Consider the following 25,484-nt stretch of genomic DNA (forward strand, 5'->3'; position numbering starts at 1 on the left):
ATTGAAGGCGGTTGAAACCGCTACCGACTTCCTCCCCATGTCTAAAAGCCAGGGGCTTCCGTCTCGTTTTTCGGTGACAGTATCAACGATATCGAATTTAGCCCCGGCGCTTTGCAGTTCGTCATCCAATATCTTGAGAAACTTAGTAGCTTCCGGCGCATTCCCTACTTGAATGAAAGAAATCGCCAGCTCTTCATCTCGATCGAGCTTCCGCGAAGCCTCTATAATGGTTTTCATCACTTCTTTGCGATCGTCAGGTTCCCCGTCCGTCACCACTAATAATGTTTCCCCATTTTGCTTGGTCTTACCGGATGCTTTGCGCTGAAAATAACTGTTCAGGGCGTCTTGCAGAACAGCAGCTAAATTCGTAGTTCCCGAAGGTTCGTTTTCTTGGAAAATTTGCACGACTTTAGCTGCTGTTACGTTATCGTAGCGCTTGAAGCGACCGGAAAACACATAAACTGTTATGCCATCAGGATCGAGTTCTTCGCATTTATTAGCCAATGCGATCGTCGATTCTTGCATGAGCGCCCACCGACTTTTACCGCCCATCTGGTCTTTGGTGTACATACTGCCGCTTTTGTCAATAATGATGGTATAATCGCGGTTCTGAAGCATAAGATTTTTCCTGTTAATTAAGTAGTTCCCAAAAATATCAAAACCAGCGAGCAGAAGCTGTTGAGCTTTAGTTGCTCGCTGCGTTTTTTAGTTGATTTGCGATCGCAAATACCGGAATTTAAGCTGCAACTAAAGCATCTTTAAGTGGCTTCCAGCTAAAAGCTCGATCGCCCCCCATCTCAACTGCTATTTTAACTCGCGGTTCTAACGTCGGCAAAACAGTCAAATACTCAATCTCCTGACTCGACAAAATCTGCCCTTCAATAATCCACAGCACCAGTCCTTTTGCTTTAGGTGGCAAATTGTCTAATTGAGTTTGCAACATCGGCGGCACGTAGTACGTATAACCCACAGCCGCTTCATTGCCAGTAGTTTTCTTGCCCAAATGCGGCGGCCGCACCCCGTGAATCCCCGTCAAATACATCGCCAAATCACCCAAACCCCGCGCCGAAATCGTGTACCCACCGTAGCCCGCAGCCCTCAGCCTGCGGAGGTAGCGCCCCTCAAATCCTCCTTCTAAAGGAACGTACAGGGCCAGCGACCCCGACTTTTCCAAATCCCGAATCAGATCAGATCCCGTCGTAATCAGTCCCATAAATTTGTGTTTCCTGCTGTATCAAAATTTGGTCGATCGCTGCTTGCGAGCTGGAAATATTATAAATCCTAAAGTTGAGCCGAAAAATTCTCATCCCGGCCTTGACAAACGCCAAACACTTCATGTACTATTGTGAATTGTCGCCGTAAAGGATACTGAGTAGTTTGCTGCTCAAGTCCTGGCGCAAACAAGCAAGACCGAGACAAAACTCGGAGATAAAGCCGGTAAAAAGCCGCGAATCTCAACCCTTGCAAGACTTCCACAAGCTCGCTCCCAAATTTAAAACTCAAATTTTAAACACCGAGGAAGGCTGTTGGTTGATAACAGTTAATTGCAGGAACACTGAAATAAATGTTTCTGCACAAGAGCAAGCGGATTGACGTAAATTTCGCAATCCGAAACCTCTTGCGTAAATAAAAGGAAGAAAATCCGTGTCTGTAGGCATTCTTGGCACTAAACTAGGCATGACTCAAGTGTTTGACGACCAAGGGAGAGCCATCCCCGTCACCGTCATACAAGCAGGGCCTTGTACAGTAACTCAAATCAAAACCAAACAAACTGACGGCTACGGTGCCGTTCAAGTTGGATACAACGAAGTCAAACCAAAGGCTCTCAACAAGCCAGAACTAGGACACCTTGCCAAGTCGGGGGCGAATCCATTGCGCCACTTGCAGGAATACCGATTGGAAGACACCAGTTCATTTGAATTAGGTCAACAACTAAAAGCAGATACCTTTACACCGGGACAAATAGTAGATGTCATCGGTACAAGCATCGGTAAAGGTTTTGCAGGTTTTCAAAAGCGCCACAACTTTAAACGAGGCCCCATGTCTCACGGTTCCAAGAACCACCGCGAGCCTGGATCGATCGGACCTGGAACTACTCCCGGTCGCGTTTATCCTGGGAAAAGAATGGCAGGACGTATGGGCAACGTTCAAGTCACCGTCCGCAAACTAACAATTGTCCGGGTGGATACAGAGCAGAATTTGCTGCTAATTAAGGGAGCAGTTCCCGGCAAAGCTGGCGCCTTAGTCAATGTTGTGCCTGAGAAAAAAGTAGGACGTTAGTCAGTAGTCATTAGTCAGTAGTCAGCAGTCAGTAGATAGTGGTTGGTCGTTAGTAGCAAGCAATAACTAAGAACTAAAAGCTGAAAACTAAGAACCCAAAACTAAGACCTGAAAACAGACAACAGACGACAGACAACAGACAACAGACAACTAACAACAGACAACTAACAACAGACAAAGGACAAAAGATATGGTTAATTGTGTAGTGCGAAATTGGCAAGGCGAAGAAGTTGGAGAAACAACTTTAGAACTGCGCGTAGCCAAAGAAGAAAATGCGTCTCACATCGTTCACAGAGCATTGACGAGGCAACTAAATAATGCCCGTCAAGGAAATGCTTGCACCAAAACTCGATCGGAAGTCAGAGGCGGTGGCCGCAAACCCTGGCGTCAAAAAGGCACGGGTCGAGCCAGAGCAGGTTCTATCCGTTCTCCGCTGTGGCGGGGCGGCGGTGTCATCTTCGGGCCAAAACCGAGAGACTTTGAAGTCAAAATGAACAAAAAGGAACGCCGTCTCGCTTTGCGGACAGCATTCCAAAGTCGCACCGAAGACATCATTGTGGTTGAAGAATTTGCAGAGCAATTTCCGAGACCGAAAAGCAAAGAATTGCTGAGTGCGATCGCCCGCTGGGGCATCGAACCCGATACAAAAGTTCTGTTAATCTTGCCAGAACCGCAACCAAACGTCTACTTATCCGGACGCAACATCGAATTAGTAAACGTCATCTTGGCAACCTCCCTGAATGTTTACGACGTTCTCGCGGCTGACAAAATTATCGTCACATCTACAGCCATAGCTAAAATTCAGGAGATTTACGGTGAGTAAAATCGACCCCCGCGACTACGCAGATTTGATCCAGCGTCCGATTCTCACCGAGAAAGCTACCCGAATGATGGAATTAAATCAATTCACATTCGACGTAGCTCCCAAAGCGACGAAGCCTCAAATCAAAGCTGCAATCGAAGAACTATTTAAGGTCAAAGTCATCGGCGTCAACACCCAAAACCCGCCGCGCAAAAAGCGTCGAGTTGGCAAATTCGTCGGCTTTAAACCTTGTTACAAGCGAGCAACCGTAACTCTGACCGACGGAGACTCGATCCGCAAACTCCTATTCCCAGAAGTCTAGACGATTTTGGATTTTAGATTTTAGATTTTAGATTTTAAATTGCGGTTAACTGGTGGAAATTATCGAACCAGAAAACTCGTAAGTTAACCAAATATCGCCAATCTTCAACCTAAAATCTAAAATCGATAAACGTCAAATCCAAAATCCAAAATCCAAAATCTAAAATAGATCGATTATGGGCATCCGTTCTTACCGACCTTATACCTCCAGCACCCGAGAACAAACCGTCTCGGACTTTGCTGAAATTACCAGATCAGAGCCAGAAAAGTCTCTAACCAGCAACAAGCACACCAAACAAGGCCGCAACAACCGAGGCGTCATTACCTGTCGCCACCGGGGAGGCGGTCACAAACGGCTGTATAGAGACATTGACTTCCGCCGCGACAAACACAGCATTCCCGCTACCGTCAAGGCGATCGAATATGACCCCAATCGCAACGCCCGCATCGCCCTCCTGTTCTACAAAGACGGCGAAAAACGGTACATCCTGCACCCGCTCAACTTAAACGTCGGTACAGTAATTGTCTCAGGCCCAGACGCGCCGATCGAAATCGGTAACGCCCTCCCCCTGAAGAACATTCCCCTCGGTACAAGCATCCACAACGTCGAGCTAGTACCCGGAAAAGGCGGACAAATCGTTCGCTCCGCCGGCTCCAGCGCTCAGCTAATGGCAAAAGAAGGTAGCTACGTCACCCTCAAACTGCCATCCGGCGAACAGCGCAAAGTCCGCGCCGACTGCTACGCCACCATCGGTCAAGTCGGCAACACAGACGCCAGAAACATCAGCTTGGGTAAAGCCGGCCGCACCCGCTGGAAAGGTCGCAGACCCACCGTTCGCGGTAGCGTCATGAACCCGGTAGACCACCCGCACGGCGGTGGCGAAGGCAGAGCTCCCATCGGACGTCCGGGGCCTGTCACTCCTTGGGGTAAACCAGCATTGGGTGCAAAAACTCGACGCAAAAACAAGCGCAGCGACGCTTTAATAGTCCGGCGCCGCCGCAAAGCTTCCAAACGCGGCAAGGGCGGCAGACAAAGCTAGTCATCAGTCAGCAGTCTTCAGTGCTTAGTTATTAACTGCTAACTAATGACTGAGGACTGATGACCAATGACTGCTGAAAGCTGACTAATGACTCCTGAATTACTAAAAAAATCATGTCTCGATCGCTAAAAAAAGGCCCCTTTGTCGCAGATCATCTGATGACAAAAATCGAAAAACTCAACGCCGCCGGCCAAAAACAAGTAATTAAAACTTGGTCGCGCTCTTCCACAATCCTGCCCCAAATGGTAGGTCACACGATCGCCGTTCACAACGGCAGACAGCACGTACCCGTCTACCTCACCGACCAAATGGTAGGTCACAAACTCGGAGAATTTTCCCCCACTCGCACCTTTAGAGGTCACGCGAAAAGTGGTGATAAAAAGGCAAAAAGATAGCCGAATTAGGTGACAGGTAATAGGTAATCGGACAAACTTTTTCCCAATTACCAATTACCTTTTTCCCAATTACCAATTACCAATTACCCAAATCGAAATGGTTATAGATACCACATCCGAAATTAAGGCGATCGCCCGTTACATCCGGACATCCCCCTTCAAAGTGCGCCGAGTCCTCGACCAAATTCGCGGCAAAAGCTACCAAGAAGCGCTGATTTTACTCGAATTCATGCCCTACCGCGCCTGCGAACCAATCGTCAAAGTTTTGCGATCGGCAGTAGCAAACGCCGAACACAACGCAGGATTGGATAAATCCAAGCTAGTAGTGTCTCAAGCTTACGCAGACCAAGGCCCAGTCCTCAAACGCTTTAGACCCCGCGCTCAAGGTCGCGCCTACCAAATCCGCAAGCCAACCTGTCACATTACCGTAGTAGTAGCTCCGCTCGTAGAAAACTAAACCAGGGAAAAACGTAAGAGGTAATAAACAGCTTAAAGTTGAAAAAAATGGGTAATCACCAATTACCAATTACCAATTACCAATTACCAATTACCAATTAACTCATCAACTATTATGGGCCAAAAAATACATCCAATTGGTTTTCGCCTCGGCATTACCCAAGAGCACCGCTCTCGCTGGTTTGCCGATCCCAAAAACTATCCAGAACTCTTGCAAGAAGACTATAAAATTCGCAAGTACGTTCGTAAAACCCTCAGCAATGCCGGTATTTCATCGGTCAAAATTGAGCGGAAAGCCGATCAAATCGACCTAGAAGTGTTCACAGCCAGACCAGGCGTTGTCGTAGGCCGCGGCGGAGCAGGCATCGAAACCTTGCGCGTCGGTTTGCAGCAGCAACTCGGTAGCAACCGCCAAATCCGCATCAACGTCGTCGAAGTTCAGCGAGTAGATGCCGATGCCACATTGATCGCAGAATACATCGCTCAGCAACTAGAACGGCGCGTATCCTTCCGCCGAGTAGTCCGCCAAGCAATCACCCGCGCCCAAAAAGTCGGCATCCAAGGCATCAAAATTCAAGTCAGCGGACGCCTCAACGGTGCAGAAATTGCCCGTACCGAATGGACGCGCGAAGGAAGAGTCCCCTTGCACACGCTGCGGGCCGACATCGACTACTCTTACTGCACTGCTCAAACCATCTACGGTATTCTGGGCATTAAAGTTTGGGTTTTCAAAGGTGAAATTATTCCCGGACAGGAACAAGAGGCAGCACCAAATGCCGCAGTGCCCCGTACCAAACAAAAGCGCCGCCGCCAGAACTTTGAAGATCGATCGAACGAAGGCTAGCTAATTGTTAACTGTTAGTTGTCACTTGTTAATTGTCAGTTGTTCCAAACCAATTAGCAATTAGCAATCACCAATTACCAATTACCAATTACCAATTACCCAACTCCCTTTCGCCATGTTAAGCCCTAAAAGAACCAAATTTCGCAAACAACAGCGCGGGCGAATGAGCGGTGTTGCCACCCGCGGCAACACAGTTAGCTTTGGCGACTTCGCGCTCCAAGCCGTCGAACCCGCCTGGATCACTTCCCGCCAAATAGAAGCCGGACGGCGCGCCATGACCCGCTATATCCGTCGGGGTGGCAAAATCTGGATTCGCATTTTTCCCGACAAACCAGTCACCCAGCGCGCAGCAGAAACCCGGATGGGTTCTGGTAAAGGCTCACCAGAGTTTTGGGTTGCCGTGGTCAAACCGGGCCGGGTAATGTTTGAAATTGGCGGCGTAAGTGAAGAAACTGCCCGCGAAGCAATGCGTTTGGCATCTTTCAAATTACCAATTAAAACCAAGTTCATCACTCGCGAAGAAGACCAGTCATAGCGAAGAGCGAAGGTAGAATTAGGTCTGTATTAATCAGCATTTTAAACGGCTACAGCATTTTAAAATCTGGCTTTCATAACTTTTCTTTCCTTCGACCTTCAGCCAAGCGAGACAATTCTGTCTTCTGTCATACCGCTCGCTAACGATAAAGCACACAATTATGTCTTTGACCAAGATTAAAGAAGCTAGAGAATTAAGCGATGCTGCAGTAGCAGAGCAAATTTTAGCCGTCAAGCGCCAACTAATGGAATTGCGGCTCCAGCAAGCTACCGGCCGCATGGAAAAGCCTCACCTGTTCAAGCACGCCAAACACCGGCTAGCTCAATTGATGACAGTTGAACGCGAGCGCCAAATCCTTGCTGAGAAAGAAGCTGCAGCAAAATCAGCCCCAGCTAAAGAAACAGCAGATTCTGCTCCCAGCCCAGAAGTCAGCCCAGAGTGAGCAGCAGCCTAGCCTCGGCTCGCACAGTAGCTAAAAACAAGTCAATTGCACAACAAAAATAGGTAGCTATGGCAATTAAAGAACGAGTTGGCGTAGTAGTCAGCGACAAGATGGATAAAACCGTCGTGGTAGCAATCGAAAACCGCTCCTCCCACACCAAATACGGCAAAATCGTAGTCCGCACCAAGCGGTACAAAGCTCACGACGAAGAAAATCAGTGCAAATCCGGCGATCGCGTCCGCATCACTGAAACTAGACCCCTGAGCAAAACCAAACGTTGGACGGTTGCTGAGATTTTCGGGACAAAAAACGGCTAACAGTTAATTGCGATCTCGCGATCGCCCGATCGGTACTTGATTAATCAATTAGCCGTCAACAGTCAACAGTTAACAGTCAACAATCACCATGATTCAACCCCAGACATACCTCAATGTCGCCGACAATAGCGGAGCCCGCAAACTGATGTGCATCCGCGTATTGGGAGGCGGCAACCGTCGCTACGGCGGAGTCGGCGATGTTATCATTGCCGTCGTCAAAGACGCCATCCCCAATATGGCCGTCAAAAAATCAGATGTCGTTCGGGCCGTCGTTGTCAGAACCCGCAAAGGTTTGCGCCGCGACAGTGGCATGAGCATTCGTTTTGACGATAACGCCGCCGTTATTATCAACGTAGATGGCAACCCCAAAGGCACTCGCGTCTTCGGCCCCGTCGCCCGCGAACTGCGCGACAAAAACTTTACTAAAATCGTTTCCTTAGCCCCGGAGGTACTTTAAAATGTACGGAAAAAAGGGTAAAGCAACTAGCGAACTGCAGCGCTACAGAATGCACGTCAAAGCAGGCGACACCGTGCAAATAATTACTGGCAAAGAGAAAGGAAAAGTCGGACAAATCTTAAAGACATATCCTAAAGTCAGCAAAGTAATTGTTAAAGGTGTAAATATCAGAACCAAGCACGTCAAGCCCCAGCAAGAGGGAGAATCAGGCAAAATAGTCACGTTTGAGGCTCCCATTCACAGCTCAAATGTCATGCACTATTCCGAAAAAGAGAAAATAGCCAGCCGCGTTTGCTATACATTTAGCGAAGATGGCCGGAAACTGCGACAACTCAAAAAAACAGGAGAAATCCTCGATAATTAGTCATTAGTCATTAGTCATTAGTCATTAGTCATTAGTCATTAGACAAATGCTTTCCTGACAACAGTCAACGGACAACTGACAACTGACAACTGACAACAGTCAACTGACAACTAATAATTCCCTGACCAAGCCCAGGGACAGTTAACGAAACACAAAAACTATGCCGGACAAACTCAAGGTTCTTTATCAAGGAAAAATCGTTCCCACACTGATGGATCAGTTTAAATATACTAATATCCATCAGGTTCCCAAACTCGTCAAAGTCACAGTGAACCGCGGTTTGGGAGAAGCATCTCAAAACGCTAAGGCACTGGATTCGTCGATCAACGAAATTGGCATCATCACCGGGCAAAAACCAGTGGTGACGCGGGCGAAAAAAGCGATCGCAGGCTTCAAAATCCGCAAAGGAGTACCCGTCGGCGTAATGGTGACGCTGCGCGGCGATCGGATGTACGATTTTCTCGATCGGCTGATCAACCTCGCACTCCCCCGCATCCGCGACTTCCGCGGCATCAGCCCCAAAAGCTTTGACGGGCGCGGCAATTACAGCTTGGGTCTGAGAGAACAGCTAATTTTTCCAGAAATAGAATATGACCGCATCGATCAAATTCGAGGCATGGACATTTCAATTATCACCACAGCAAACACCGACGAAGAAGGACGCGCCTTGCTTAAAGAAATGGGAATGCCGTTCCGGGACAACTAAGCACTAGAGTAAGAAGCAAAAGATGGCAGCTAACGATACCATAGCAGATATGTTGACGCGCATTCGCAATTCTTGCATGGCGCGCCACCAAACAACGCAAATTCCAGCTACAAAAATGACCCGCAGCATCGCCCAAGTCCTCAAAAGTGAAGGCTTCATCGGCGAATTTGAAGAAGCAGAAGCAGAAGGGGTCAAGCGACATTTAGTGCTTTCTCTAAAGTACAAAGGTAAAACTCGCAAGCCCATTATCACGGCACTTAAGCGAGTCAGCAAACCAGGACTGCGCGTTTACTCGAACCGTAAAGAATTGCCCAGAGTGTTAGGCGGAATTGGCATAGCCATTATTTCTACCTCCAGCGGCATTATGACCGATCGAGAAGCTCGACGCCAAGGTTTGGGCGGTGAAGTGCTTTGTTATGTTTGGTAGTCATTAGTCATTAGTCATTAGTCACTGGTCGTTGGCAACAGACTCAAAAATCAATCACTAAGGACTAATAACTAAGCACTAATAATCAAGGACTAATAACTAAAAACAAAGGACAAAAAACTATGTCGCGAATTGGCAAGCGTCCGATTAGCATCCCCACGAAAGTCACCGTCACCCTAGACGGTCAAAAAGTAGCCGTCAAAGGCCCTAAAGGTGAACTTTCCCGAGTTATTCCAGCCGAAATCCTCATGGGAATTGAAGGCGAGACTTTACTCGTTACCCGCCGAGACGAATCTCGCGTCGCCAGACAACTGCACGGCTTGTGCCGCACCCTAGTCGCCAACATGGTCGAAGGTGTATCTCAAGGTTTTCAGCGGCGTCTCGAAATCATCGGCACAGGTTATCGGGCACAGGTTCAAGGACGGAACCTGATTTTAAACGTCGGTTACAGCAAACCCGTTGAAATGCCCCCTCCAGAAGGCATCACAATGGCAGTTGAAGGCAACACCAACGTCATTGTCTCCGGCATTGACAAAGAACTCGTAGGCAATACAGCAGCCCGCATCCGCGCGGTGCGTCCGCCCGAAGTCTATAAGGGCAAAGGCATTCGCTACAGTGGCGAAGTTGTCCGTCGCAAAGCTGGTAAAACAGGCAAAACAGGTAAGAAGTAACCGTCAGTAACCCAGGTCTAAAGACACGCTCGCTTGTAGGGGCAATTCCCGCAAGCCATACTGACGGGCCTAAGACTTTCGAGGTCTACGTTTTTGGAGTCACGACACCGGGAGAATGCGTAGCTAGTTCCCTGCTCTGTCATTTGCAACTAAACAGTCTTAAGGTCACTGAGATAGTGTTGCAAGTCTAAAAAGCTCTTAAAACATTGGCGAAGCTAACATCACCCCGCAAGGGAGGCTCCGAGGAGCAAATCCGAAGTGTCATTTCTCTCTCAGGTCTAAAGACTCGCTCGTTTCCCATTTACCGAGTATTTATATGAAGCTTACTCGCAAAGAATCAGTCCAGCGCAGACACCGCCGGGTGCGGCGCAAGGTGTTCGGCACCTCCGAACGTCCCAGACTAGCGGTATTTCGCTCAGATCAGCACATCTACGCTCAAGTAATCGACGACACGGCACAGCACACTTTGGCTGCTGCGTCAACCCTCGATCCCGAATTGAAGTCATCTCTCAGTTCTGGTGGCAACTGCTCCGCGAGCGTGCAAGTCGGTCAGTTGATTGCCAAACGCTGTTCCAGCGCTGGCATAGTCAAAGTCGTATTCGATCGGGGAGGCAACCTCTATCACGGTCGTGTTAAAGCCCTCGCAGAAGCAGCTCGCGAAGCGGGGTTAGACTTCTAGAGGGGGTAATGGGTAGCGGGTAATGAGTAATTAAAAAGTAAAAAGTCAAAAGTTGAAAGTTAAAAGGCCAAATCCAGATTTCTTCTATTTTTACTTTTTACTCAAACAATTACCACTTGCCGATCGCCTTTCACCAATTACTAATTCCCACAGGACAAAACTATGGCAGAACAAAAAGAACAGCGCAACAAGAAAAAAAGCAGCAGCAACAACAAAGGGCGCGAAAAAGAATCCGAATGGCAAGAACGGGTTGTTCAGATTCGGCGCGTTACCAAAGTAGTCAAAGGCGGTAAAAAACTCAGCTTCCGCGCCATAGTCATTATCGGCAACGAACGCGGTCAAGTTGGAGTAGGAGTCGGCAAAGCTAGCGACGTAATCGGTGCCGTTAAAAAAGGCGTCGCTGACGGCAAAAAGCACCTAATTGAAGTCCCCCTCACCAAATCTAACTCCATCCCTCACCCCATCAACGGTGACGGTGGCGGAGCTAAAGTCATGATGCGGCCGGCCGCTCCGGGAACCGGGGTAATTGCAGGGGGAGCAGTGCGAACTGTTCTCGAACTAGCAGGAGTCCGCAACATCTTAGCCAAACAGCTAGGTTCTGGAAATCCCTTAAACAACGCCCGAGCCGCAGTCAATGCCCTCTCCACCCTCCGCACCTTGTCCGAAGTTGCTCAAGAGCGCGGAATTCCAGTAGAAAACCTCTACGGTTAGGGCACGCGAGAATGGGAAACTGTAAGTTTTGAGTGTTAAGTGCTTGCGGTGAAAATAAAAAAATCCGCAACTTAAAACTCACGCACTCAAAACTACTGCGTACCCCCTCTCTAAATACCAATTACCAATTACCAATTACTAAAACTATGAGATTGCAAGACGCCCGACCCAAAGCAGGCTCCCAAAAGCGCCCCCGACGCTTGGGCAGAGGTATTTCTGCCGGTCAAGGCGCGAGCTCCGGCAAAGGGATGCGCGGTCAAAAATCTAGAGCCGGTAGCGGCACTAGACCGGGTTTTGAAGGAGGTCAAAATCCTCTCTACCGCCGTCTCCCCAAGTTGAAAAGCTTCCCTCTAGTGAACCGGAAAGAGTACACTACCATTAATGTAAGTAAATTAGCATCGCTGCCAGCAAACACCGAAGTTACTCTCACCTCTTTGATCCAAGCAAAAATTGTCACCACAGACGATGGGCCGCTGAAAATCTTAGGAGATGGTGAACTCAATGTACCTTTGCAAGTGCGCGCCTCGGCTTTTACCGCAGGTGCTCGCACAAAAATTGAAGCCGCAGGCGGAAGTTGCGAATTAGTTGCGTGAAGATTTGAGGTTTGAGAGTATGTCCAAATCTCAAATCCTCTCTTCTTGCTATCAGAAAATGATTTAGTCGAAAATCCCAAATCTAAAATCCCAAATCGTAACTATGGACGTTAGTAGAGAGAAAGCGCCAACTGCACAAGAGACGTTCATGCAGATGGCTCAAGCTGCTGGTTTACGAGGCCGCATCCTCGTAACCATTGGCTTACTGATTTTAGTACGCCTGGGTGTCCACTTGCCAGTCCCCGGCATCGATCGAGTCGCCTTTGCCCAAAACGTCCAAAATAGCCCTTTAATTGGCTTTTTGGATTTGTTCTCAGGAGGCGGCTTGTCAGCTTTGGGGATTTTCGCGCTGGGGATTTTGCCCTACATTAATGCTTCAATTATTGTGCAACTTCTAACTGCGGCTCTGCCAAGCTTAGAAGACTTGCAGAAAAATGAAGGAGAAGCAGGGCGGCGCAAGATTTCTCAAATTACTCGCTACGTTTCTTTGGGCTGGGCAATTCTGCAAAGTATTGGCATTGCGATTTGGGTCAGCCCTTTTGCTCAATCTCCATCGCCTTTATTCATAGCACAAACTGCTTTGGCTCTGACAGCCGGCTCAATGTTTGTGATGTGGATATCGGAGGTGGTGACGGAGCGAGGTATCGGGAACGGAGCGTCGCTGCTGATTTTTATCAATATTGTGTCGGTATTGCCGCGCTCTTTGGGACAAACTTTTGAATTGGCTCAAAGTGGGGACACGCAAGTGGTCGGCCGTGTAGTCGTTCTGCTGCTGGTCTTTTTGGTGACGATTGTCGGGATTGTTTTTGTTCAGGAAGGTACTCGCCGCATTCCGATTATTTCGGCCCGCCGCCAAGTCGGCCGCAAAGTTTATCGGGAGAGCCGGAGTTATCTGCCCCTGCGCTTGAATCAAGGCGGAGTGATGCCGATTATTTTTGCATCTTCGGTGTTGATTGTGCCTTCTTTCCTCGCTCAGTCTCTCAATAACCCGTTTTTGGTTCAAGTTGCTAATGTTTTGAGTCCGAACGGGCCGGCGCCTTGGGCTTACGCGCTGTTTTATCTGACTTTGATTCTGTTCTTCAGCTATTTCTACGCTTCGTTGATTGTCAACCCCGTAGATATGTCTCAGAACTTGAAAAAAATGGGCGCCAGCATTCCTGGAATTCGTCCGGGTCAGAAAACGAGTGATTATGTGGAGAAGGTTTTGAACCGTTTGACTTTCTTGGGAGCTATTTTTCTCGGTCTGGTGGCCATTGTACCAACTGCTGTAGAAAGCGCGATCGGCGTGCAAACTTTTAGAGGTTTTGGCGCAACTTCCCTACTGATTCTAGTAGGTGTGGCGATCGAAACTGCTAAGCAAATTCAAACTTACGTCATCTCCCAACGATATGAAGGAATGGTGAAGTAATCGCAATGCAATTTATTTTCATGGGGCCTCCAGGGGCGGGGAAGGGAACTCAGGCTCAGATATTAGCCGCTCTCTGGAAAATACCCCACATTTCTACGGGCGACATCCTGCGCGCCTGCGTGGTGGCGAAAACTGCCTTGGGTCTAAAGGCGCAAGCTTACATGGACAGGGGTGAGTTGGTTCCCGACCAATTGCTGATGGATATCGTGCAGGAACGCTTGAATGAACCGGACGCTAATGCGGGCTGGATTCTTGACGGCTTTCCCCGCACAGTCGCCCAGGCAACTTTTTTAGACAAACTGCTGGACGAGCGATTCGGTGCCGAGGGGAGTACACCGAACCCGAAATTTGGTCTCAAAGCTGTTAATCTTGACGTGCCTGACGACATTTTGGTGTCTCGCCTGCTCTCGCGGGGCCGGCAGGATGACAATGAGGAGACGATCCGCCGCCGGTTGCAAGTTTATCGCGAGCAAACTGAGCCTTTGATTGATTTTTACAGCGGCCGCCAACAGTTAGTTGCGGTTGATGGCGATCGAGCAATGGAATTAGTCACCGCTCAACTGCAACAATCTCTCTCGATCGACTCTTGAACCCTCTCAATACAGCTTGTTACTCACAAGCTTTTGCTAAGATATGTTAACTAGGAGCTTTTTGTGCTATCAGGTTTTGTGAGGGTTGCTAGAGACCGGATTGAACTCGATACTAATTGCCACAACTTTACTCAAGTAAAGCTAAAACAAGCGGTTGGTTGAGTATTAAAGTCGATCGAGTCGCCCGAATTCTTGCCCCCGTTCCCGTTTGACTCCTACCAGTAAATAGGTTTTGAGGCCAACGCCGGGACACTCCTAGTTAATCAAATGTAGAGTTGAGGTAAATACCAAATTGTCTAAGCAAGATTTAATTGAAATGGAAGGGACAGTGACGGAATCCCTGCCCAATGCGATGTTTCGCGTTGACCTAGATAATGGGTTTAACGTGCTGGCTCACATTTCCGGCAAGATCCGCCGCAACTACATCAAAATTCTGCCTGGCGATCGCGTCAAAGTCGAATTGACTCCCTACGACTTGACCAAAGGCAGGATTACTTATCGCCTTCGGAAAAAATAGGCTTAGATAAAACTTTCTAAAAACTAATTCTAAGTTTAATTAGAGAGAATTTGGTAAAAAGCTTCAAATTTATGCTATAATGCTACGTTTGTAGTGTTGCCGAGAAGGGCGTCAACAACCCACCGGTGTACCGGGTTAAGTCATTGCTACGCCGTAAAAGTATCGCTCGCCAACATTTTTGTTTTGTGCAGGCGAACTTTACCCAGCAATGGGAGTGGGTGCAAGCGGGCTCCTTCATGAAACAACCCGCACTTTATACAATTTAATCGAGGAGAGGTCTACACCTTGCCCAGCCTCTCCTCCCACCGCTCTACGGGCAGTCCCAGCGTGCCTGTTCTCCGCTAGAGCGGGGTTCTCCAGGCAGGAAGAAAGATGAAAGTTCGAGCATCTGTCAAAAAAATTTGTGAAAAATGTCGCGTCATCCGCCGTCGCGGTCGAGTGATGGTGATATGCACTAACCCGAAACACAAACAGCGCCAAGGTTAGAAAAAAGCAAGATTGGGCAATGCACGCAGGTGCATCCTAATTGAACATTGTAGCCAAACAGGAAAACTAGGGAGACAAAAGTGTGGCACGGATTGCCGGGGTAGACCTTCCACGCGATAAGCGCGTCGAAATAGGTCTGACATACATTTACGGAATAGGCTTGTCGCGGGCCCAAAAAATTATCGCTGCAACAGGCGTAAATCCTGACACTCGCGTCAAGGATTTAACAGAGGCCGACGTGACAGCTCTGCGGGCTCATGTAGAAACCACATACCAAATCGAAGGAGACCTCCGGCGCTGGGAGTCAATGAACATCAAGCGCCTGATGGACATCGGAACTTATCGCGGTCGGCGTCACCGTTTGGGTCTGCCGGTGCGGGGACAACGAACCCGTACCAACGCCAGAACCCGTCGTGGCGTCCGCCGAACAGTTGCGGGCAAGAAAAAGGCTCCTTCCAAGAAGTAACATCTTTTTGGGAAAAATACGCTGGGGGCTGCTGGCTCCTAGCGCTTCGGGACATTAGTTGAGAGAAACGTTAAAGAGACTAATATGGCGCGACCACAAACAGGCAAGAAATCTGGTGCAAAAAAGCAGAAACGGAATGTACCCAATGGGGTAGGCTACATCCAGTCTACCTTTAACAACACGATTGTAACTATTACCGACCTCAACGGCGAAGTAATATCCTGGGCATCCGCAGGTTCCAGCGGTTTTAAAGGAGCTAAAAAGGGCACTCCCTTTGCAGCTCAAACAGCAGCAGAAAGTGCTGCCCGCAGAGCCAACGACCAAGGAATGCGCCAAATAGAAGTAATGGTGAGCGGACCCGGAGCAGGTCGAGAAACGGCTATTCGGGCGCTGCAAGGGGCGGGACTGGAAATCACCCTGATTAGAGATGTTACCCCAATTCCTCACAACGGCTGTCGCCCTCCCAAGCGGCGTAGAGTCTAAAACGATTTGAGATTTTAGATTTTAGATTTTGGATAATGGCTAACTGCTTAAAGTCAAAAACTAATGGTTCTAACTGTTGCCCCGTCCATCCAAAATCCGAAATCCATTCAGGGGTATGCTCTGCAATCTAAAATCCAAAATCAAAAATCCACAGTGGAAAAGGGAGGTCACTCCGTGGCGCAGTTTCAAATTGAATGTATAGAGTCTAACACTGACAAAGACCGGAGTCAGTACGGAAAATTCGTCCTGGAACCGCTCGATCGCGGTCAGGGAACAACTGTTGGGAATGCGCTTCGGCGAGTTCTGCTGTCAAATTTGGAAGGAACAGCAGTAACTTCAGTCCGAATCGCGGGCGTCAATCACGAGTTTGCCACGATCGAAGGGGTACGTGAGGATGTTCTAGAAATTCTCCTGAACATGAAAGAGGTCGTCCTCAAAACTCATTCTCAGCAGCCGCAAATCGGCAGGTTGCGGATTGAGGGGCCTGTAACAGTTACGGCCGATCGATTCGATTTGCCCTCAGAGGTGGAATTGATCGATCGATCCCAGTACATTGCAACTCTCTCCCCCGGCTCAGTTCTGGAAATGGAATTCAGAATTGAAAAAGGCATCGGATACCGAGCAGTAGACCGCAGTCGAGATGATGGGTCGGCTTTGGATTTTCTCCAAATTGACGCCATCTTTATGCCGATTCGCAGAGTCAACTACAGCGTTGAAGATGCTCGCGTAGGCGGGACGGTCGAGAAAGACCGGCTGATTATGGAAATCTGGACTGATGGCAGCGTGACTCCTCAAGAAGCTTTGAGTCAATCTGCCCACATCCTGGTAGATTTATTTGCACCTCTCAAAGACATCACCCAAGATTCTCTCAAACCAGAGTATCCAGGTGAAGCCGATCCTACTAGCCAAATTCCGATCGAAGAATTGCAGTTGTCCGTCCGGGCTTACAACTGTCTCAAGCGGGCTCAGATCAACTCAGTTGCAGACTTATTGGATTATACCCAAGAAGACTTGCTCGAAATCAAGAATTTCGGGCAGAAGTCCGCAGAAGAAGTGATTGAAGCTTTACAAAAACGCTTGGGCATTACCTTGCCACAGGAAAAATCAGCTAAAAGTTAATCAACGGGTAACGGGTAAAAAAGTTCTGAATTTTAAGTAGGTGAGTTTTTAAGTTAAAGAATTCACCCCTCAAAACTCGCGGACTATCCCGGCGCCCAATTACCAATTACCAATTACCAACTGCCATGCGTCACCGCTGTCGCGTTCCCCAACTCAACAAACCGGCTGACCAGCGCCGCGCCCTGCTGCGCTCGCTGACCACCGAATTAATCCGCCACGGTAAAATTACTACCACTCTCGCCCGCGCCAAAGCGCTGCGCCCAGAGGCGGACAGAATGATTACCCTGGCAAAAGATGGCTCCTTGGCCGCTCGCCGGCAAGCTATGGGCTTTATCTACGACAAACAGTTAGTACACGCTTTGTTTGAAGCAGCCCAAGAACGGTACGGCTCGCGCAACGGGGGCTACACCCGCGTAGTGCGAACAGTCCCCCGCCAAGGAGACAATTCCGAAATGGCGATCGTTGAACTGGTTTAATTCAATTTTGGGTTGGAGATTTGTGATTTATGACTGACAATCCAAAATCCCCAATCGAAAATCCCCAATCGATACAGCGCGTTGCTCTGGTGATCCAATACCTCGGCACTAACTTTCACGGTTGGCAGCGACAGCCGAACCAGCGTACAGTACAAGAAGAAATTGAAACAGCAATATCGACTGTTCTGGAACGCCCGGTAACGCTGCACGCTGCCGGGAGAACTGATGCGGGAGTTCACGCCGCTGCTCAAGTAGCCCATTTTGACGCCCACGGCCCAATTCCGGCTCACCGCTGGGCAAGCGTTCTCAACTCTCGACTGGCAAAAGATATTTTAATTCGAGCTTCGGCAAAGGTGGAACCTACCTGGCACGCTCGGTTCTCAGCCAGTTGGCGGCGCTATCGCTACACCCTTTATACAGATCCGACCCCTAATTTGTTTGTGCGTCCTTTTGCTTGGCACTGCTATCACGCCCCTGTGGATGAATCTTTGATTCAGACAGCTTTGACACCGCTAATCGGGCGGCATCATCTGGCAGCTTTCCACCGCGCGGGATCAGCCCGCCCCCATTCCTGGGTGGACGTGCAAGCGGCCGAGTGTCAGCGTTCTGGGCCTCTTATCTATATAGAGGTTCAGGCAAGCGGGTTTCTGTACGGGATGATGCGGCTGCTGGTGGGGTTGCTGGTGCAGGTGGGTCGCGGGGAAAGGCCGATCGACAATTTCACAGATATCTGGGTCAACGAACGCCGAGAAATGGTAAAATATGCCGCTCCCGCTCAAGGTTTGTGCCTGCTGCGGGTTGGCTATTCAGAATTTCCCTTTCCCCCAGATGTCTGGTACGACACTCAGCCAAAATTAGTCATTAGTCATTAGTCATTAGTCATTAGTCATTAGTCATTAGTCATTAGGTAACTACTAATAAAAAACTAAGGACAACTAACAATTAAAAACTGACAACTGACAACTGACAACTGACAACTAACAACAGTTAACAGTTAATAGACAACTAACAACAAACAATGAACAAAACTTACGTCCCTACTCAAGACTCCCTAGAGCACAAGTGGTACGTGGTCGATGCCGCCGACCAGCGGCTGGGCCGTCTGGCAACTGAAGTTGCCATGTACCTCCGGGGGAAACACAAACCGACTTACACTCCTTCTATGGATACCGGCGACTTCGTAATTGTCATCAATGCGGACAAAATCGCTGTTACTGGCAAAAAACGCACCCAGAAAATCTACCGCCGCCATTCTGGAAGACCGGGCGGGATGAAAACAGAAACTTTTGCCAAATTGCAAGCACGTTTGCCCGAAAGAATTGTCGAAGAAGCTATACGAGGAATGCTGCCTCACACTTCTCTGGGCAGACAACTGTTTACTAAACTGAAGGTGTACGCTGGCCCCAACCACCCGCACCAAGCTCAAAAACCAGAAGAATTAATTGTTCACACGATTCCGGGAGGAAATGAGTAATGCAAGCAACAGATACATCCGGTCGCGCTGTGTACTGGGGTACCGGCCGCCGCAAGCGTTCCGTAGCGCGGGTGCGCTTGGTTCCCGGCACTGGCATACTGACTGTCAATGGTAAAGAGGGGGATTTGTACCTGCAATTCAACCCTACTTATTTGGCTCTCGCTAAGGCCCCTCTGGAAACTTTGGGTCTGGAAAATGAGTACGACATTTTGGTAAAAGTCGAAGGCGGTGGCTTGACAGGTCAGGCTGACTCGATTCGCTTGGGTGTCGCTAGAGCACTTTGTCAATTAGACCCGGACAACCGCAAGCCTCTGAAGACTGAGGGCTATTTGACTCGCGACCCGCGGGCCAAAGAACGGAAAAAGTACGGTTTGCGGAAAGCTCGCAAAGCTCCTCAATACTCGAAGCGGTAATCCAGGGAAGAAGGAAGAAGGAACCAGGAAAAGGCAAAAATTATCTATCCAGATTTTATCTGCCTTTTTTTGAAGTTTATTTCCGATTCCTGATTCCTGGTTCCAACAGATATAAGGCAAAATTCGTGCTGTTGTTGGTGTACAAGTCCTGCGGCAGCTAAAATGGTTGTAAAGTCAAAAATTAGAGAGTAAAAAACAATGGCAAAAGAAGGCATTCACCCTGAGTGGTATCCCGAATCTCAGGTTTATTGCAACGGCGAACTTGTGATGACTGTGGGTTCAACAAGACCAAAGCTTCAAGTTGATGTCTGGTCGGGAAATCATCCTTTCTATACTGGCACTCAGAAGATTATTGATACTGAAGGTCGTGTGGAGCGCTTTATGCGGAAATACGGCATGACCGAGGTAGAAATGCCGAAGGCAGATGCTTCCTCTGGACCGCTGAAAATGGAAGATCCGAAAGCAGATGCTGCTAAGGCTGCTGGTAAAGGCAAAAAGAAGAAGTAGCCGGATTGTCATTTGTCCGCAGTTTGTTGAGAGTAGTTCTTTCTACTGGCAACTTACCGCCCTCGGATTTTAGATTTTAGATTGAAGACTTCGCTAGGCAGGCAGTTGAGTTCGATCGCGTAGAGCTCGATCGACATTCTATCCTAACTGCTCTTGAGTTCTAAAATCTAAAATCTAAAATCTAAAATCTAAAATCGATCCGCCCTCGGATTGGAGAGTTTAGATTGAAGACTTGCTAAGCAGGCAGTAGATTTCGATCAAGTAGAGTTCGATCGAGATTCTATCCCAACTGTTCTTCAAATCTAAAATCTAAAATCTAAAATCTAAAATCTAAAATCGATTGACAAAGGACAACTGACAATGGCTGAATCTTATTTGCTGGATAAATTGAAGTCGGTAGAGCAAACTTTTAATGAGTTGACTCGCCGCATGGCTGACCCGGATGTGGCTAGGGACAATCAAGAGTTTCAACGGGTAGCGAAAGCTCGATCGTCCTTGGAGGAAGTGGTCGATACTTTTGCTCTGTGGAAAACCACTCAGGAAGATTTGGTGGGCGCGCGACAGGTTCTCAAGGAAGCTGCGGGCGATCGAGAAATGCAGCAAATGGCTGCGCTGGAAGTTGAGGAACTTGAGGCGAAGCTGGAGAATTTGGAAAGTCGTTTGAAGGTTTTGCTGCTCCCCCGCGACCCGAACGATGACAAGAATATTATGCTGGAAATTCGGGCGGGTACTGGGGGAGATGAGGCTAGTATTTGGGCGGGAGATTTGCTGCGGCTGTATTCGCGCTACGCTCAAACTCAAGGCTGGGTGGTGAAGTTGGTGAGCGAGTCGCTGGCGGAAATGGGCGGCTTTAAAGAGGTGATTCTGGAAATTACAGGCGACAGCGTTTACAGCAAGCTGAAGTTTGAGGCTGGGGTACACCGGGTGCAGCGAGTGCCTGTGACTGAGGCTGGCGGCCGGGTGCATACTTCGACGGCGACGGTGGCTGTGATGCCGGAGGTTGATGATGTGGAGATTCACATCGATCCGAAGGATATTGAGATGAGTACGGCTCGATCGGGCGGCGCTGGCGGTCAAAACGTGAACAAGGTGGAAACTGCTGCGGATTTGTTTCACAAGCCGACGGGAATTCGGATTTTCTGTACTGAGGAGCGCAGTCAGTTGCAGAATAAGGAGCGGGCGATGCAGATTTTGCGGGCTAAGCTCTATGAGATGAAGTTGCGGGAGCAGCAGGATGAGGTGAAGTCGCGGCGTTTGGCTCAGGTTGGTACTGGTTCGCGATCGGAGAAGATTCGCACCTACAACTATAAGGACAATCGGGCTACTGACCACCGTTTGGGGGAAAATTTCTCGCTCAATAGTGTTTTGGAAGGGGATATTGAGGGGATTATTCAAACTTGCATTTCTCAGGATCAGCAGGAACGTTTGGCTGAGTTGGCTGCTTCTACTAATTGATGGAGTGATGGGGGACTAGGCGCATTGTTTGCTCAGCCTCAGTTCCCTTGTTACGCGGGAGATATGGTTGAGTAGGGCTTCCCAAATTGCATCGGCGATCGCCACTGGATATTTGAAATGTTCGAGGTCGTATTGTACAATGACTTCTAGGGGTGCTAGGATTTGCTGGTTTCGACAACTGGCAATTGCTGCGATCGCCTCTTGTTGCCATCTGGCAAATAGTCTGTAGCTGAAAAAGGAACTGCATTTTTGTCCTTTCTTGTTCAGGTAAACGACTATTACTTGATGTTGTTTGGGGTACACTTTGACTATGCGGTTGACGGGCATTTTCAGGGCTTCGGCAGCTTCCGTTTTGGAGATTTGCCAGCGCTGGGGTTTTAGCCAACCGGAGGCTGTGAGGCTTTGACGGGTGTTGCTGGGCTTGTGAGTTTTTAGATTGCGTCTCTTGGTCATTTTTACTTTCCCTGATGTCTGTCTTCGGTTTTAAAGTTTGATCGGGCTGTCCCCTTATGTTGGGTTCCTCGCTCAGAACCATTTGTTTAGCGACTCGTTGGGTCTATCAAAACTTAAGTTGTAATTATTAGTTTACTTGCAATCCTTTCCTGTGTCAAGTGTAATTATGAATTGCAAGTGGAAAATTTAGGAGTTGGGAAGTAAACTGAGTTATGTGGGATTAAGTAGTGACGGCAGTTGTGAACGCAGAAGCTAAGAAAAAATTGATCGAGATTGTCAAACTAGCTCGCGGTTCGATGAGTCAGCGGGCATTCGGCAAGCTTCTGGGCGTCTCTGCGACTGCGGTTCAGTTGTGGGAAAAAGGTCAGAGCATCCCAGATACAGAAAATTTGGCTCAGATTGCTGTGAGGGCGGGGTTTACACTTGAAGAGCTGCTCGCTCATCTGGAAGGCAAACCCATGCGTGAACCGGTAGATACTAACGATCTGCTGAAAAAAATTCAATGTATACCAATTAGTGAGTTAGCCGTGGTTGGTAGAGCCGTGATGGATAGACTCGCGGCGGCGGCTGAGTCGTCTGGGAAATATAGTTGATGTATCACTTCGTAAGTAGACTGGTAGATACGGTTGAGTAACCTTCGAGTCGTGAACATCCAAAATAGACAAAAACTTAGTGAAATTATCAAAACAGCTCGCGGGACAATGAGTCAGCGAGCCTTTGGCAAGCTTTTGGGCGTTTCTGCTACTGCTGTTCAGCTTTGGGAAAGAGGCGATACGGTTCCAGAGACGGAAAACTTGGGTAAGCTCGCAGCGAGAGCTGGTTATTCGCTGGAAGAACTTCTGAGATTTTTGGATGGGAAGCCAGTGTCAGATCCGTTAGATATTCAAGATATTGTCAAAAAAATTCAGTTTTTGCCTCTGAGTCAGGTGGCGCTAATTGGTAAAGCTGTCGCGGAGAGATTCGCTGCGTCGGCTGAGGCTGCTGGGGAATGAGTATTAGGCAGATTTATCTGTAAACTAGGAATTGTGGTTATCTGGTGACTAATACTGTGGACGCAGAAGCTAAGAAAAAACTGAGCGAAGTTGTGAAGCTAGCCCGTGGCGACCTGAGTTTTAGCGCTTTTGGTAGGCTATTGGGCGTCTCTGGGGCTGCTGTTCAGTATTGGGAAAAGGGTCAGGTGCTCCCGGATACGAAAAATTTGACTCAGATTGCGGCAAGAGCGGGCTTTACGATGGAAGAGTTAATGGCTCATCTCGAAGGCAAGCCAATGCCAGAACCTGTCAATACCAACGACTTGCTTAAAAAAATTCAATGTATGCCGATCGCAGATTTGGCGGTAATTGTCCGAGCGGGCGTGGAGCGGCTGGCTAATGCTGCTGAGTCTTCAGGGAAATATAGCTGAGCGGTATTTGTCCGATCGCCCTTAAAAATTTCCACCACTCGTGCATATCACAAATCGAGGAATTTGTCAAGGCAAAATCTACTTTGTTACGGAGTGCGATCGCCCTTATGCACTTACGCACTCCAAGCAAAGAAACCGGGTTTTTTACCGAATCTGCGGGATACAACGCGTCTTATCGTAAAAAACCCGGTTTCTGGGCCCCTATGCGATCGCCCTTATGAAAAAACCACTCGCCCTATCCCTGACTCAATATGTCTAAAAACTCTTGGACAATGCGATCTGGTTCTTCGCAGCATCTTTGGGCGTCACAATAGTGGATGATACTGATACCAGCAGATACAAACTGCCGAAAAGAAATCGATCCAACAGAATGGCATTAACCTACGGCAAATTCTGTAAATTGGCGCATATAGGGTGCATGGAACCCCAGAACAATATCATCTTTAGCAATACCTAATTCCATTAAATCCAGGGTGATATCGTCTGCCGTTGTGTTGAGTTGTAGCCAGATTTTTTCATCTTTAATATCGAGATGTAAAATCGGGCCGTAGACACGCTTACTTTTGTACCAGCCGACATACACTAATTGGTAATGGTCGCGCTGTGGATCGAACAGAATTTGGAGTTCTAACTCTGAATTGCTAGAAGTTCCAGAACGCATCTGAGCATAGTTGAGTAAGGCTTGTTGTACGGCATTGCGATAACTATCTAGGTTAGCCATTCTCTGATTTCCTCCGTGGTAGGATCGTAGACGATGAGACGGGTTTGACTCCTTTGAATGACGGATTGAATGAAGGGAACAACAAAAAAGTCGTCATAAATGCTGACAGGAACGGCAAGGTAAAGTTTTCGATCGGGATCGGTATCTTCGAGTGCGTAGCGATAGTTAAGACACTGACCCAATGCCGTATGAAATTCCGAAAGTGTAGAGGCTCCAAGAAAGCTTTTGACCTCAACAGCGATTTTTTGACCCTTGCGCTCGGCAATGAGTAACTTCTCTGCTCCAAAGTCAATGTAGAGGTTGCTGAGGCGCTCGATCGGGATTGTAAGTGGATCATCAGTAATTGTCCAGCCATCTTTTTGGAGGGCGACTTTTACGGCTTCATGAAATCGCTCTTTGGCAGGCATAGCCACTGAGAACGCTTTACTATTTCTATTTTACCATTGAATCGTGCAGGCCGATCGCCGATCGAGACAGGAATTACGTTTTAACTAAATGCGATCGCCCTATCCCTGACTCAATATGTCTAAAAATTCTCGGACAATGCGATCGGGTTCTTCTGTGCATCTGTTAGCGTCGCAATAGTGGATGATGCTGATACCGTGAGATGCAAACAGGCGATCGCGCGTTTCATCTTTTTCTGTGTCGGGATGCCATATTTCCAGAATACCCCATTTGCCTTGGTGAAATATGAGGAAATCTGGTTCTTGGTTTTGTCGGCCTGCAGGTGTTGTGAGGCGGGCTTTGGAGTTGGGGAAGAATAGGGTGTTTGTGCGATCGAGCGCTTCGGCAATTTTTACTTGTTCTTGGCTGTGAAAGCGCAGATCGTTCCAGTGATAAATGCTTGATTTTATGCTAGATAAAATTCCCTGGTTGTGCGCGTTTTCAGGCTTAATAATTCCATCTGATACTGTATTATAATCAGATATAGTTGCACCCTGTAAATCTGTTGATGAATCAGATTCACTTAAGTTGGCAAATGATATTCTGGCTCCGCTTAAGTCAGCACCGCTGAGATTAACTCCGATAACTTGAGTTCGATGTAATGTCACTTGATGTCGCCGCAAGTATCGTTTAAAAACAGAGCGTAAATTATTTTTTTTTACTTTTTCATCAAAAGCCTCTGAGAGTTGTTTCCAGAGTTTAGCCGCCAGCGCTTTGATGTATTCATCATTATATTGAGAGAGTTGAGAAATTTCCTCATAGGAATGTCTGCCTTCCCAGCATTGTCTGAAGATGAGCTCTTGCACGTCGTTTAAGCCTTCGCCATCGAGGACTGTTTCTGCGATCGCGATTGCTTCATCAACGGTCATGGCTTAAGTTTCCTTAAAGTATATATTTGGTGAAGTTTTGACAATAATACCATTTTTTTATGATGCTGCATAGAACCCGATCCCCCCTAGGGTGTGTTTTCAAACCCGGAGATCCCCCCTAGCCCCCCTTAATAAGGGGGGGACAAGAGCACTCAAAGTCC

General features: G+C 48.2%; 40 protein-coding genes. 34 read left to right on the plus strand and 6 right to left on the minus strand.

Features of this window, described 5'->3' with window-relative positions:
- Both QT992_RS27065 and QT992_RS27070 read right to left on the minus strand, forming a co-directional pair.
- Positions 1-618 (minus strand): VWA domain-containing protein (locus QT992_RS27065; RefSeq protein WP_333378186.1); only part of this gene is annotated, 618 nt, incomplete at its 3' end.
- A 118-nt stretch (positions 619-736) separates the two neighbouring features.
- Complete coding sequence (locus QT992_RS27070; protein WP_333317739.1) at positions 737-1,213, minus strand: NAD(P)H-quinone oxidoreductase subunit N; 477 nt, start codon at positions 1,211-1,213, stop codon at positions 737-739.
- 431 nt (positions 1,214-1,644) lie between these two features.
- Between QT992_RS27070 and rplC the strand changes: the two genes are divergently transcribed.
- The 31 genes from rplC (at position 1,645) to prfA (ending at position 21,434) form a co-directional block, all read left to right on the plus strand.
- Positions 1,645-2,280 carry a 50S ribosomal protein L3 gene (rplC, locus tag QT992_RS27075; protein WP_190657996.1) on the plus strand — a complete coding sequence of 212 codons (636 nt, stop codon included), beginning with the start codon at positions 1,645-1,647 and terminating at the stop codon, positions 2,278-2,280.
- A gap of 190 nt (positions 2,281-2,470) precedes the next feature.
- Positions 2,471-3,103: a 50S ribosomal protein L4 gene (gene rplD / locus QT992_RS27080; RefSeq protein ID WP_190657994.1), complete on the plus strand. Its 633-nt coding sequence runs from the start codon at positions 2,471-2,473 to the stop codon at positions 3,101-3,103.
- On the plus strand, positions 3,096-3,404 hold the full coding sequence (locus tag QT992_RS27085) for a 50S ribosomal protein L23 (RefSeq protein ID WP_006634999.1): 309 nt from the start codon (positions 3,096-3,098) through the stop codon (positions 3,402-3,404). Before rplD ends, QT992_RS27085 begins: the two co-directional genes overlap by 8 nt.
- A 175-nt stretch (positions 3,405-3,579) precedes the next feature.
- Positions 3,580-4,443, plus strand: coding sequence for a 50S ribosomal protein L2 (rplB, locus tag QT992_RS27090; protein WP_333057787.1), 864 nt, complete (start codon positions 3,580-3,582; stop codon positions 4,441-4,443).
- A 113-nt stretch (positions 4,444-4,556) separates the two neighbouring features.
- Positions 4,557-4,838, plus strand: coding sequence for a 30S ribosomal protein S19 (gene rpsS, locus QT992_RS27095; protein ID WP_041623488.1), 282 nt, complete (start codon positions 4,557-4,559; stop codon positions 4,836-4,838).
- 97 nt (positions 4,839-4,935) lie between these two features.
- A complete protein-coding gene (rplV, locus tag QT992_RS27100; RefSeq protein ID WP_006634996.1) occupies positions 4,936-5,295 on the plus strand; it encodes a 50S ribosomal protein L22 in 360 nt (119 codons plus the stop codon).
- Positions 5,296-5,409: 114 nt separating this feature from the next.
- The gene (rpsC, locus tag QT992_RS27105) at positions 5,410-6,138 is read left to right on the plus strand and encodes a 30S ribosomal protein S3 (protein WP_006634995.1); all 729 of its coding nucleotides are present in this window, start codon (positions 5,410-5,412) and stop codon (positions 6,136-6,138) included.
- A 115-nt stretch (positions 6,139-6,253) separates the two neighbouring features.
- Entirely contained in the window at positions 6,254-6,673 is a 420-nt protein-coding gene (rplP, locus tag QT992_RS27110) for a 50S ribosomal protein L16 (protein WP_333057788.1), read from the plus strand.
- A 160-nt stretch (positions 6,674-6,833) separates the two neighbouring features.
- The gene (rpmC, locus tag QT992_RS27115) at positions 6,834-7,115 is read left to right on the plus strand and encodes a 50S ribosomal protein L29 (RefSeq protein ID WP_333057789.1); all 282 of its coding nucleotides are present in this window, start codon (positions 6,834-6,836) and stop codon (positions 7,113-7,115) included.
- A 68-nt stretch (positions 7,116-7,183) separates the two neighbouring features.
- Positions 7,184-7,432: a 30S ribosomal protein S17 gene (gene rpsQ, locus QT992_RS27120; protein WP_006634992.1), complete on the plus strand. Its 249-nt coding sequence runs from the start codon at positions 7,184-7,186 to the stop codon at positions 7,430-7,432.
- An 88-nt stretch (positions 7,433-7,520) separates the two neighbouring features.
- Positions 7,521-7,889 (plus strand): 50S ribosomal protein L14, encoded by a 369-nt coding sequence (gene rplN, locus QT992_RS27125; protein ID WP_333101805.1) that lies wholly within the window; start codon positions 7,521-7,523, stop codon positions 7,887-7,889.
- 1 nt (position 7,890) lies between these two features.
- Positions 7,891-8,253 (plus strand): 50S ribosomal protein L24, encoded by a 363-nt coding sequence (rplX, locus tag QT992_RS27130; RefSeq protein ID WP_333317743.1) that lies wholly within the window; start codon positions 7,891-7,893, stop codon positions 8,251-8,253.
- Positions 8,254-8,413: 160 nt separating this feature from the next.
- The gene (rplE, locus tag QT992_RS27135; protein WP_006634989.1) at positions 8,414-8,959 is read left to right on the plus strand and encodes a 50S ribosomal protein L5; all 546 of its coding nucleotides are present in this window, start codon (positions 8,414-8,416) and stop codon (positions 8,957-8,959) included.
- Between the two features lie 22 nt (positions 8,960-8,981).
- On the plus strand, positions 8,982-9,386 hold the full coding sequence (gene rpsH / locus QT992_RS27140; RefSeq protein ID WP_190657976.1) for a 30S ribosomal protein S8: 405 nt from the start codon (positions 8,982-8,984) through the stop codon (positions 9,384-9,386).
- Positions 9,387-9,508: 122 nt separating this feature from the next.
- Positions 9,509-10,057, plus strand: coding sequence for a 50S ribosomal protein L6 (gene rplF, locus QT992_RS27145; protein ID WP_333039622.1), 549 nt, complete (start codon positions 9,509-9,511; stop codon positions 10,055-10,057).
- Positions 10,058-10,373: 316 nt separating this feature from the next.
- A complete protein-coding gene (gene rplR / locus QT992_RS27150) occupies positions 10,374-10,736 on the plus strand; it encodes a 50S ribosomal protein L18 (protein ID WP_333317744.1) in 363 nt (120 codons plus the stop codon).
- Positions 10,737-10,898: 162 nt separating this feature from the next.
- Positions 10,899-11,447, plus strand: coding sequence for a 30S ribosomal protein S5 (gene rpsE, locus QT992_RS27155; RefSeq protein ID WP_190745441.1), 549 nt, complete (start codon positions 10,899-10,901; stop codon positions 11,445-11,447).
- Positions 11,448-11,593: 146 nt separating this feature from the next.
- Positions 11,594-12,040 carry a 50S ribosomal protein L15 gene (rplO, locus tag QT992_RS27160; protein ID WP_006634984.1) on the plus strand — a complete coding sequence of 149 codons (447 nt, stop codon included), beginning with the start codon at positions 11,594-11,596 and terminating at the stop codon, positions 12,038-12,040.
- Between the two features lie 103 nt (positions 12,041-12,143).
- Positions 12,144-13,448 carry a preprotein translocase subunit SecY gene (secY, locus tag QT992_RS27165; protein ID WP_333281692.1) on the plus strand — a complete coding sequence of 435 codons (1,305 nt, stop codon included), beginning with the start codon at positions 12,144-12,146 and terminating at the stop codon, positions 13,446-13,448.
- 5 nt (positions 13,449-13,453) lie between these two features.
- Positions 13,454-14,038, plus strand: coding sequence for an adenylate kinase (locus QT992_RS27170; RefSeq protein ID WP_333317746.1), 585 nt, complete (start codon positions 13,454-13,456; stop codon positions 14,036-14,038).
- Positions 14,039-14,330: 292 nt separating this feature from the next.
- Entirely contained in the window at positions 14,331-14,555 is a 225-nt protein-coding gene (gene infA / locus QT992_RS27175; RefSeq protein ID WP_006276978.1) for a translation initiation factor IF-1, read from the plus strand.
- A 372-nt stretch (positions 14,556-14,927) separates the two neighbouring features.
- Positions 14,928-15,041 carry a 50S ribosomal protein L36 gene (rpmJ, locus tag QT992_RS27180; protein ID WP_015178722.1) on the plus strand — a complete coding sequence of 38 codons (114 nt, stop codon included), beginning with the start codon at positions 14,928-14,930 and terminating at the stop codon, positions 15,039-15,041.
- A gap of 82 nt (positions 15,042-15,123) precedes the next feature.
- Complete coding sequence (gene rpsM, locus QT992_RS27185; RefSeq protein ID WP_006634981.1) at positions 15,124-15,507, plus strand: 30S ribosomal protein S13; 384 nt, start codon at positions 15,124-15,126, stop codon at positions 15,505-15,507.
- Positions 15,508-15,591: 84 nt separating this feature from the next.
- Positions 15,592-15,990, plus strand: coding sequence for a 30S ribosomal protein S11 (rpsK, locus tag QT992_RS27190; RefSeq protein ID WP_332978136.1), 399 nt, complete (start codon positions 15,592-15,594; stop codon positions 15,988-15,990).
- Positions 15,991-16,164: 174 nt separating this feature from the next.
- Positions 16,165-17,109, plus strand: a complete 945-nt coding sequence (locus QT992_RS27195; protein WP_332958426.1) for a DNA-directed RNA polymerase subunit alpha — start codon at positions 16,165-16,167, stop codon at positions 17,107-17,109.
- A gap of 125 nt (positions 17,110-17,234) precedes the next feature.
- Complete coding sequence (gene rplQ, locus QT992_RS27200) at positions 17,235-17,585, plus strand: 50S ribosomal protein L17 (protein ID WP_190657966.1); 351 nt, start codon at positions 17,235-17,237, stop codon at positions 17,583-17,585.
- A gap of 29 nt (positions 17,586-17,614) precedes the next feature.
- Complete coding sequence (gene truA, locus QT992_RS27205) at positions 17,615-18,457, plus strand: tRNA pseudouridine(38-40) synthase TruA (RefSeq protein ID WP_190745434.1); 843 nt, start codon at positions 17,615-17,617, stop codon at positions 18,455-18,457.
- A gap of 146 nt (positions 18,458-18,603) precedes the next feature.
- Entirely contained in the window at positions 18,604-19,059 is a 456-nt protein-coding gene (gene rplM, locus QT992_RS27210; protein ID WP_015178725.1) for a 50S ribosomal protein L13, read from the plus strand.
- Positions 19,059-19,472: a 30S ribosomal protein S9 gene (gene rpsI / locus QT992_RS27215; RefSeq protein WP_006634975.1), complete on the plus strand. Its 414-nt coding sequence runs from the start codon at positions 19,059-19,061 to the stop codon at positions 19,470-19,472. Before rplM ends, rpsI begins: the two co-directional genes overlap by 1 nt.
- Before the next feature lie 198 nt (positions 19,473-19,670).
- Entirely contained in the window at positions 19,671-19,979 is a 309-nt protein-coding gene (rpmE, locus tag QT992_RS27220) for a 50S ribosomal protein L31 (protein ID WP_333057796.1), read from the plus strand.
- Between the two features lie 360 nt (positions 19,980-20,339).
- A complete protein-coding gene (gene prfA, locus QT992_RS27225; RefSeq protein WP_333317748.1) occupies positions 20,340-21,434 on the plus strand; it encodes a peptide chain release factor 1 in 1,095 nt (364 codons plus the stop codon).
- A gap of 15 nt (positions 21,435-21,449) precedes the next feature.
- Here the strand turns inward: prfA and QT992_RS27230 are convergent, their stop codons facing one another.
- The gene (locus QT992_RS27230; RefSeq protein ID WP_333317750.1) at positions 21,450-21,887 is read right to left on the minus strand and encodes a hypothetical protein; all 438 of its coding nucleotides are present in this window, start codon (positions 21,885-21,887) and stop codon (positions 21,450-21,452) included.
- Between the two features lie 227 nt (positions 21,888-22,114).
- Between QT992_RS27230 and QT992_RS27235 the strand changes: the two genes are divergently transcribed.
- The 3 genes from QT992_RS27235 to QT992_RS27245 all read left to right on the plus strand — a co-directional run bounded on the left by QT992_RS27235 (position 22,115) and on the right by QT992_RS27245 (position 23,289).
- Positions 22,115-22,480 (plus strand): helix-turn-helix domain-containing protein, encoded by a 366-nt coding sequence (locus tag QT992_RS27235; protein WP_006634971.1) that lies wholly within the window; start codon positions 22,115-22,117, stop codon positions 22,478-22,480.
- A gap of 108 nt (positions 22,481-22,588) precedes the next feature.
- A complete protein-coding gene (locus QT992_RS27240) occupies positions 22,589-22,879 on the plus strand; it encodes a helix-turn-helix transcriptional regulator (RefSeq protein ID WP_333101795.1) in 291 nt (96 codons plus the stop codon).
- Between the two features lie 44 nt (positions 22,880-22,923).
- Complete coding sequence (locus tag QT992_RS27245) at positions 22,924-23,289, plus strand: helix-turn-helix transcriptional regulator (RefSeq protein WP_333101794.1); 366 nt, start codon at positions 22,924-22,926, stop codon at positions 23,287-23,289.
- Positions 23,290-23,665: 376 nt separating this feature from the next.
- On the opposite strand, the gene QT992_RS27250 is transcribed toward QT992_RS27245, so the two are convergent.
- From QT992_RS27250 to QT992_RS27260, 3 genes are all read right to left on the minus strand, one after another.
- A complete protein-coding gene (locus QT992_RS27250; RefSeq protein WP_333317752.1) occupies positions 23,666-24,010 on the minus strand; it encodes a XisI protein in 345 nt (114 codons plus the stop codon).
- Entirely contained in the window at positions 23,998-24,417 is a 420-nt protein-coding gene (locus QT992_RS27255; protein ID WP_333317754.1) for a XisH family protein, read from the minus strand. Before QT992_RS27255 ends, QT992_RS27250 begins: the two co-directional genes overlap by 13 nt.
- A 99-nt stretch (positions 24,418-24,516) precedes the next feature.
- Complete coding sequence (locus tag QT992_RS27260; protein ID WP_333317756.1) at positions 24,517-25,323, minus strand: pentapeptide repeat-containing protein; 807 nt, start codon at positions 25,321-25,323, stop codon at positions 24,517-24,519.
- Positions 25,324-25,484 lie beyond the last annotated feature (161 nt).

Source organism: Microcoleus sp. T3_D1, from assembly GCF_036700405.1.
Lineage (GTDB): Bacteria > Cyanobacteriota > Cyanobacteriia > Cyanobacteriales > Microcoleaceae > Microcoleus.

Coding starts and splice junctions, on each gene's coding strand:
- rpsH (WP_190657976.1), top strand. CDS start 8,982: ATGGCAGCTAACGATACCATAGCAGATATGTTGACGCGCATTCGCAAT.
- QT992_RS27070 (WP_333317739.1), bottom strand. CDS start 1,213: ATGGGACTGATTACGACGGGATCTGATCTGATTCGGGATTTGGAAAAG.
- rplF (WP_333039622.1), top strand. CDS start 9,509: ATGTCGCGAATTGGCAAGCGTCCGATTAGCATCCCCACGAAAGTCACC.
- rpsS (WP_041623488.1), top strand. CDS start 4,557: ATGTCTCGATCGCTAAAAAAAGGCCCCTTTGTCGCAGATCATCTGATG.
- QT992_RS27240 (WP_333101795.1), top strand. CDS start 22,589: ATGAGTCAGCGAGCCTTTGGCAAGCTTTTGGGCGTTTCTGCTACTGCT.
- rplO (WP_006634984.1), top strand. CDS start 11,594: ATGAGATTGCAAGACGCCCGACCCAAAGCAGGCTCCCAAAAGCGCCCC.
- rpsQ (WP_006634992.1), top strand. CDS start 7,184: ATGGCAATTAAAGAACGAGTTGGCGTAGTAGTCAGCGACAAGATGGAT.
- secY (WP_333281692.1), top strand. CDS start 12,144: ATGGACGTTAGTAGAGAGAAAGCGCCAACTGCACAAGAGACGTTCATG.
- rplB (WP_333057787.1), top strand. CDS start 3,580: ATGGGCATCCGTTCTTACCGACCTTATACCTCCAGCACCCGAGAACAA.
- rplV (WP_006634996.1), top strand. CDS start 4,936: ATGGTTATAGATACCACATCCGAAATTAAGGCGATCGCCCGTTACATC.
- rpsI (WP_006634975.1), top strand. CDS start 19,059: ATGCAAGCAACAGATACATCCGGTCGCGCTGTGTACTGGGGTACCGGC.
- rplM (WP_015178725.1), top strand. CDS start 18,604: ATGAACAAAACTTACGTCCCTACTCAAGACTCCCTAGAGCACAAGTGG.
- rplP (WP_333057788.1), top strand. CDS start 6,254: ATGTTAAGCCCTAAAAGAACCAAATTTCGCAAACAACAGCGCGGGCGA.
- QT992_RS27255 (WP_333317754.1), bottom strand. CDS start 24,417: ATGCCTGCCAAAGAGCGATTTCATGAAGCCGTAAAAGTCGCCCTCCAA.
- QT992_RS27230 (WP_333317750.1), bottom strand. CDS start 21,887: ATGACCAAGAGACGCAATCTAAAAACTCACAAGCCCAGCAACACCCGT.
- rpmE (WP_333057796.1), top strand. CDS start 19,671: ATGGCAAAAGAAGGCATTCACCCTGAGTGGTATCCCGAATCTCAGGTT.
- truA (WP_190745434.1), top strand. CDS start 17,615: ATGACTGACAATCCAAAATCCCCAATCGAAAATCCCCAATCGATACAG.
- rplN (WP_333101805.1), top strand. CDS start 7,521: ATGATTCAACCCCAGACATACCTCAATGTCGCCGACAATAGCGGAGCC.
- QT992_RS27170 (WP_333317746.1), top strand. CDS start 13,454: ATGCAATTTATTTTCATGGGGCCTCCAGGGGCGGGGAAGGGAACTCAG.
- rplR (WP_333317744.1), top strand. CDS start 10,374: ATGAAGCTTACTCGCAAAGAATCAGTCCAGCGCAGACACCGCCGGGTG.
- rplQ (WP_190657966.1), top strand. CDS start 17,235: ATGCGTCACCGCTGTCGCGTTCCCCAACTCAACAAACCGGCTGACCAG.
- QT992_RS27250 (WP_333317752.1), bottom strand. CDS start 24,010: ATGGCTAACCTAGATAGTTATCGCAATGCCGTACAACAAGCCTTACTC.
- rpsE (WP_190745441.1), top strand. CDS start 10,899: ATGGCAGAACAAAAAGAACAGCGCAACAAGAAAAAAAGCAGCAGCAAC.
- rpsC (WP_006634995.1), top strand. CDS start 5,410: ATGGGCCAAAAAATACATCCAATTGGTTTTCGCCTCGGCATTACCCAA.
- prfA (WP_333317748.1), top strand. CDS start 20,340: ATGGCTGAATCTTATTTGCTGGATAAATTGAAGTCGGTAGAGCAAACT.
- rplX (WP_333317743.1), top strand. CDS start 7,891: ATGTACGGAAAAAAGGGTAAAGCAACTAGCGAACTGCAGCGCTACAGA.
- rplE (WP_006634989.1), top strand. CDS start 8,414: ATGCCGGACAAACTCAAGGTTCTTTATCAAGGAAAAATCGTTCCCACA.
- rpsK (WP_332978136.1), top strand. CDS start 15,592: ATGGCGCGACCACAAACAGGCAAGAAATCTGGTGCAAAAAAGCAGAAA.
- rplD (WP_190657994.1), top strand. CDS start 2,471: ATGGTTAATTGTGTAGTGCGAAATTGGCAAGGCGAAGAAGTTGGAGAA.
- QT992_RS27260 (WP_333317756.1), bottom strand. CDS start 25,323: ATGACCGTTGATGAAGCAATCGCGATCGCAGAAACAGTCCTCGATGGC.
- rpmJ (WP_015178722.1), top strand. CDS start 14,928: ATGAAAGTTCGAGCATCTGTCAAAAAAATTTGTGAAAAATGTCGCGTC.
- rpmC (WP_333057789.1), top strand. CDS start 6,834: ATGTCTTTGACCAAGATTAAAGAAGCTAGAGAATTAAGCGATGCTGCA.